The organism is Pseudomonadota bacterium (assembly GCA_022361155.1).
In the GTDB taxonomy this organism is placed as follows: domain Bacteria; phylum Myxococcota_A; class Polyangia; order Polyangiales; family JAKSBK01; genus JAKSBK01.
In genome coordinates this window covers 1-2,057 of record JAKSBK010000274.1, presented here as the reverse complement: position 1 = coordinate 2,057, position 2,057 = coordinate 1, and the positions used below count along the sequence as shown (strand labels likewise).

Sequence of the window (2,057 nt, the reverse complement as noted above, 5' to 3'; positions counted from 1 at the left end):
GTCGTGGTCGTGGTCGTGGTCGTGGTCGTGGTCGTGGTCGTGGTCGTAAGCGTGACCGTGACTATCGGTAGAGCTTGGTTAGCATCGCAACGATACGGACGATGAGTTGCTTGGACTCGCCGGTCTCGGCAACAGACGTGGCGCCGAGGACGTGTCAGTCACTGGCTGGGTTGCGTCGTACCGGTTACGGGTACGGCTACGACTACGACCACGACCACGACCACGTTCACGACCACGACTACGACTACGACTACGACTACGAGAACGGGCGTAACCAGGTATGTAGGTCCGGTGGTCGGGGCGTATTGCGGGGCGTAGCGCGTGCCAACCCGCATGCCAGCTCTCTCTCCGGGTTGGCGCGCGCGTCGAGGCCGGCGTGCGTGGGCGCCTAGGCTCAGCTCGTGGGCTTGATTACGGCGCGCACATCGTGCACGGCGGCCGACCCCGCAATACGCCCCGACCACGGGAACGACCCGGCAGCAGTGCGTCCCTCGCTCCTCGCCCCTCACTGCTACAGAAGTGCTCAAGTCGAGACTAGGGGGTCTCGGCTTCGCGGGGTAGAAAGAGGCGGCCGACCTCGAGCTCGATGGCTTCGAAGGGGGGGATGCGGGCGGTGGAGGTGTCGTCGTAGGCGCCCGTCTCGATCCAGGCACGGTTTTCGAGCTGCAGCGCTTCAAGCACGCGAGCATCGGGATCGATGATCCAGTAGTGTGCGATGCCCGCGCGCGCGTAGAGCGTACGCTTGGTTACACGGTCGCGGCTGGCAGTGCTCCTGGACACCACTTCGCACACCCAGTCCGGCGCCACGGTGATGGGCCGCATCGAGCCAGGGCTCTGCAGGCGTTCGCGCCGCCAACCCGCAAGGTCCGGGCGCACCACATCGTGCGGCGTCAGCTGCACGTCGACTTCCACGAAGATCCACCAGCCACCGGGGCCGCCCCGGCCGTCGTCGTCATCGAAGGGACCACCCAGAAATCTGCGAGCAGCTCCCTGGACTTTGGAGTGTCGCGGCAGCGGCGCGGGAGCGGTTGCGATCCGGCCTGCAAGCACCTCGGCACGCTGCTCGTCAGGCAGATCGAGGAGATCCGCGTAGGTCGCGAGGCGCTGCGCAGGGTCGGACATGGCTTGAAGTTAGCAGACCGGGCCGTCCCCGTCGCCGCGGGCCCTAAGGCTAGGCCGCGACGAGGGGGTTGACGCGCAGCTCGGGGAAACGACTGAAGTAGTCGTGGCCGTTGCGTGGCCGTGGCCGTTGCGTAGTCGTGGTCGTGGTCGTGGTCGTGGTCGTGGTCGTAAGCGTGGCCGTGGCCGTAGCGGGATCCCACTCGTGACCCGTGACTATCGGCAGAGCTTGGTTAGCATCGCAACGATACGGACGATGAGTTGCTTGGACTCGCCGGTCTCGGCAGCAGACGTGGCACCGAGGGCGTGCATGACATCTAGGATGGCCCCGCACTCCATGGCGGAACCGCGCGCGATCGCATGAAAACGAGCCTGGTCGGCCAGACTGGGTTTGCCCACACCTTCGGCGATATTGAGCGGGATGGCCATAGCTGCACGGCGCAACTGGTCGGCCAGCGTTGCATAGCCCTTGGGCATCTGCTGCGACAAGGTGACTGCACGGGCGACGAACTGGATCGCGCACTGATAGACATCGAGCTTTTCGTAGGAGAGCATGGTGAGGATATCGGTCGGTCAGTGGCTGGGTTGCGTCGTACTGGTTACGGGTACGGCTACGGCTACGGCTACGACTACGACTACGACCACGACCACGACCACGACTACGTTCACGACTACGACCGCGGGGCGCTTCGGAAGCGGGGGCTGGAGTCGGTGCGAGGCGATACGGGAGCGCCGCGGTCACGAGCGGGGCCAGGGCCAGATCCAAGCGAGCTGTGGTGGCCGTGGCCGTGGCCGTGGCCGTGGTCGTGGTCGTGGTCGTGGTCGTGGTCGTAAGCGTGGCCGTGACTATCGGCAGAGCTTGGTTAGCATCGCAACGATACGGACGATGAGTTGCTTGGACTCGCCGGTCTCGGCAGCAGACGTGGCACCGAGGGCGT

The 2,057-nt window shown here is 65.4% G+C and carries 3 protein-coding genes and 1 pseudogene; all 4 read right to left on the bottom strand.

What is annotated here, in order from left to right; genetic code table 11:
• Positions 1-158 precede the first annotated feature (158 nt).
• The 4 genes and pseudogenes from MJD61_10315 to MJD61_10300 all read right to left on the bottom strand — a co-directional run bounded on the left by MJD61_10315 (position 159) and on the right by MJD61_10300 (position 1,979).
• A complete protein-coding gene (locus MJD61_10315) occupies positions 159-335 on the bottom strand; it encodes a hypothetical protein (protein MCG8555663.1) in 177 nt (58 codons plus the stop codon).
• Positions 336-534: 199 nt separating this feature from the next.
• Complete coding sequence (locus tag MJD61_10310) at positions 535-1,122, bottom strand: Uma2 family endonuclease (GenBank protein ID MCG8555662.1); 588 nt, start codon at positions 1,120-1,122, stop codon at positions 535-537.
• Positions 1,123-1,335: 213 nt separating this feature from the next.
• Positions 1,336-1,674 (bottom strand): four helix bundle protein, encoded by a 339-nt coding sequence (locus tag MJD61_10305; protein MCG8555661.1) that lies wholly within the window; start codon positions 1,672-1,674, stop codon positions 1,336-1,338.
• A gap of 116 nt (positions 1,675-1,790) precedes the next feature.
• Positions 1,791-1,979: pseudogene (locus MJD61_10300) on the bottom strand (cation diffusion facilitator family transporter).
• Between the last annotated feature and the right edge of the window lie 78 nt (positions 1,980-2,057).